Annotated in this window: 3 protein-coding genes; 2 read left to right on the forward strand and 1 reads right to left on the reverse strand. The window is 67.8% G+C overall.

The genetic code is table 11. The annotated features are described in order from the left end of the window. Positions 1 to 91: 91 nt before the first annotated feature. Positions 92 to 2,053: an excinuclease ABC subunit UvrC gene (uvrC, locus tag AC1D15_RS21120; RefSeq protein WP_477827508.1), complete on the reverse strand. Its 1,962-nt coding sequence runs from the start codon at positions 2,051 to 2,053 to the stop codon at positions 92 to 94. A 26-nt stretch (positions 2,054 to 2,079) separates the two neighbouring features. Here uvrC and earP point away from each other — a divergent pair, with 26 nt between their 5' ends. Both earP and efp read left to right on the forward strand, forming a co-directional pair. Then, a complete protein-coding gene (gene earP / locus AC1D15_RS21125) occupies positions 2,080 to 3,123 on the forward strand; it encodes an elongation factor P maturation arginine rhamnosyltransferase EarP (RefSeq protein ID WP_477827509.1) in 1,044 nt (347 codons plus the stop codon). 82 nt (positions 3,124 to 3,205) lie between these two features. Beyond that, positions 3,206 to 3,760 carry an elongation factor P gene (gene efp / locus AC1D15_RS21130; RefSeq protein ID WP_047510896.1) on the forward strand — a complete coding sequence of 185 codons (555 nt, stop codon included), beginning with the start codon at positions 3,206 to 3,208 and terminating at the stop codon, positions 3,758 to 3,760. Positions 3,761 to 3,894 lie beyond the last annotated feature (134 nt).

Here is a 3,894-nt window from a genome sequence, read left to right on the forward strand (position 1 = left end):
CGCGGGTGTCGGTGCCGGGGGCGGCGACGAGCAGGCGGCCAGCACGGCGAGCATCGCCACGCCCAGCCACGCCCGGCGCGATGGGTACTTCTCAATGCAACGCACGATAGATCTCCTCCGCCAATTCCCTCGAGATTCCGTCGACAGTAACAAGATCGTCAACGCTCGCATGGCCCACGCCACGCACGCCTCCGAAGCGCTGCAAAAGTTTCGCACGTTTCTTCGGCCCCACGCCGGGTATGTCTTCCAGCCGGCTGCCGCCGGTGCGCACGCTGGCGCGGCGCGCCCGCATGCCGGTGATCGCGAAACGGTGCGCCTCGTCGCGGATCTGCGCCACCAGCATCAGTGCCGCCGAATCCTTGCCCAGGTACACCTTCTCGCGGCCGTCGGCGAACACCAGTTCCTCGAGGCCGACCTTGCGGCCCTCGCCCTTCTCGACGCCGACGATCAGCGACAGGTCCAGGCCCAGTTCCTCGAACACCTCGCGCGCCATGCTGACCTGGCCGCGCCCGCCGTCGACCAGCACCAGGTCGGGCATGCGCACGTTCGTCGGCTCGCCGGACTCCCTGTCAGCCAGCGCCGCGGCGATCTTGCTGTAGCGCCGCGTCAGCACCTGGCGCATCGCGGCATAGTCGTCGCCGCCGGTCACGCCCTCGATGTTGTAGCGGCGGTACTGCGCGTTCAGCATCTTGTGGGTCTCGAACACCACGCACGATGCCTGCGTCGACTCGCCGGCGGTGTGGCTGATGTCGAAACACTCGATGCGGAATGTGTCGAGGTTTTCCGGCGACAGGTCCAGCGCCTCGACCAGCGCGCGCGTGCGCGCCTGCTGCGAGCCCTCTTCCGACAGCAGCCGCGCAAGCTTCAGCTGCGCGCCCTGGATGCACATGTCCAGCCAGGCGCGGCGCGCATCGCGCGGCTGGTGCTGCGCGCTCACGCGGGTGCCGCTGTGCTCGGTCAGCGCATCGATCAGCGCCTTGTCGACCACGTGGCTCAGCACCAGCAGCGGCGGCACCTCGCTGTCGAGGTAATGCTGCGCGATGAAGGCCTCCAGCACCTGCACCTCGGGCGATGCGCGCTCGCTCTCCGCGTCTGCGCCGCCTGCGGCGCCGATCTCGGTCGCGTCCTCGACATGCGCCGGGAAGTACGGCCGGTCGCCCAGGTGCCGCCCGCCGCGCACCATCGCGAGGTTGACGCAGGCCCGCCCGCCCTGCACCTTCACCGCGAGGATGTCGGCGTCCTTGGTCGACACGCCGGTGTTGTCCTCGACCGACTGCTGGTGCAGCACCTTCGACAAGGCACCGAGCTGGTTGCGGATCTCGGCCGCCTGCTCGAACTCCAGCGCGTCGGCGTGGGCCATCATCTGCGCCTGCAGGCCGTCCATCACCTCCTGCTGCTGGCCGAGCAGGAAGCGCTCGGCATTGGCCACGTCGCGCGCGTAGTCGTCGGCGGCGATGTAGTCGACGCACGGACCGGAGCAACGCTTGATCTGGTACAGCAGGCAGGGCCGCGTGCGATTGTTGAAGACGGTGTCCTCGCAGGTGCGCAGGTGGAACACCTTCTGCAGCAGCTGGATCGATTCCTTCACCGCCCAGGCGCTCGGGTACGGCCCGAAGTAGCGATGCTTGCGGTCGACCGCGCCGCGGAAGTAGGCCATGCGCGGGAACGCGTGCGAGACGATCTTCAGGTAGGGGTAGCTCTTGTCGTCGCGGAACAGGATGTTGTAGCGCGGGTTGAGCGTCTTGATCAGGTTGTTCTCGAGCAGCAGCGCCTCGGCTTCCGAGCGCACCACCGTCGTCTCCATCCGCACGATCTTGCTGATCATGTGGCCGATGCGCGTGCCGCCGTGGTTCTTCTGGAAGTAGCTCGAGACGCGCTTCTTCAGGTCGCGCGCCTTGCCGACGTAGAGCACCGCATCATTCGCGTCGAAATAGCGGTAGACGCCGGGCAGGCCGGGCAGCGCCAGCACCTCGGCGAGCAGGCGCTCGCGGCCGGGGTCGGCCGGCGGCGCCGGGTCGGTGGGTTCTTCGGGCAACGACGTCGTCTCGTTCATCGGTTGCGATTGTGCCGCTGCCGATAATGGCGCGCATGCCGCACCTGCAATGGGATGTCTTCTGCCGCGTCGTCGACAACTTCGGGGACATCGGCGTGTGCTGGCGGCTCGCCGCCGACCTGGCCGCGCGCGGCGAGCGGGTGCGGCTGTGGGTCGACGACGCACGCGCGCTCGCGTGGATGGCGCCGGGCGGCGCGGCCGGTGTCGAGCTGCAGGCGTGGCCCGAGGCCGAGGACGAGGCCCGGCCGATCGGCGACGTGGTGGTCGAGGCCTTCGGGTGCGAGTTGCCGCCGGCGGTGCTGGTGCGGATTGCCGAAAGAGCGGCCGAAAGAGCGCCGGTGTGGATCAACCTCGAATACCTGAGTGCCGAGGCCTACGTGGAGCGCAGCCACCGCCTGCGCTCGCCGCAGATGCACGGGCCGGCACGCGGCATGAGCAAGTGGTTCTTCTACCCCGGCTTCACGGCCGCCACCGGCGGGCTGCTGCGCGAGCCGGGGCTGATGGCGCAGCGCGAGGCGTTCGACCGCGCGGCGTGGCTCGCAGCCCGGCAGATCGCGCCGCGGCCCGGCGAGCAACTGGCCAGCCTGTTCTGCTACCGCGTGCCGTCAGCCGGGGCCTTGCTCGATGCCCTCGGCCATCGGCCGACGCTGCTGCTGGTGCCCGGCACCGCGCCGCCGCTGCCCGGGCTGCCGGCGTCCATCCGGGTGCTGTCCCTGCCCTACCTCGCGCAGGCCGGTTTCGACYGGCTGCTGTGGGCCTGCGACCTGAATTTCGTGCGCGGCGAGGATTCGCTGGTCCGCGCGCTGTGGGCCGGCCAGCCATTCATCTGGCAGATCTATCCGCAGGACGATGGCGTGCACGCGGCCAAGCTGCAGGCCTTCCTCGACCGCTTCAGCGCCACGCCGGACATCCGCGCGGCGTGGCGGGCCTGGAACGGCCTGCAAGACCCTGCCGGCATCGGGCCTGATCGCGCGTCCTGGCAGGCGCAGTGCCTGAATTGGCGCAAAGCCTTGCTCGCGCAGACCGATCTCGCCGGTCAGTTGCTGTCTTTCGTCGCCGAATCGCTATAAAATCGCCGGCTTTGCGCGTTCTGGGCCATTGAACATTCCGGCGCGCGCTGGCTCAGGCAAAACAGCCCCTACGGAAATCGTTATGAAAATCGCACAGGAAATTCGCGCAGGCAACGTGATCATGCACGACAAGAACCCGATGGTCGTGCTGAAGACCGAATACAGCCGCGGTGGCCGCAATGCCGCCACCGTGCGCATGAAGCTCAAGAGCCTCCTGAACAACTCGGGCACCGAGGTCGTGTTCAAGGCCGACGACAAGATGGACCAGATCATCCTCGACAAGAAGGAGTGCACCTACTCCTACTTCGCCGACCCGATGTACGCGTTCATGGACGCCGAATACAACCAGTTCGAGGTCGAGGCCGAGAACATGGGCGACGCGGTGCAGTACCTCGAAGACGCGATGCCCGTCGAAGTGGTGTTCTACGACGGCAAGGCGATCTCGGTCGAACTGCCGACCAGCCTGGTGCGCGAGATCACCTACACCGAGCCGGCCGTCAAGGGCGACACCTCGGGCAAGGTGCTGAAGCCGGCCAAGCTGGCTACCGGCTTCGAGGTCTCGGTTCCGCTGTTCGTCGAAACCGGCGACAAGATCGAAATCGACACCCGCACGCACGAGTACCGCAAGCGCGTCTGATCCACGCACACTGCCTCCCCGCAAAGGGCACCCTCGGGTGCCCTTTTTGCTACCGTCCGTGACCATGGGTCCTGCCACCGGCTTCGACTTCAGCGCCATCACCTCGCCGTTCCGGATGCAGCCCGGGCTGCGAC

The sequence above is a fragment of the Rhizobacter sp. P2_H2 genome (assembly GCF_056403375.1).

Excerpts from the sequence above, each read along its gene's own strand:
- efp (WP_047510896.1), top strand. The coding sequence starts at position 3,206 with ATGAAAATCGCACAGGAAATTCGCGCAGGCAACGTGATCATGCACGAC.
- uvrC (WP_477827508.1), bottom strand. The coding sequence starts at position 2,053 with ATGAACGAGACGACGTCGTTGCCCGAAGAACCCACCGACCCGGCGCCG.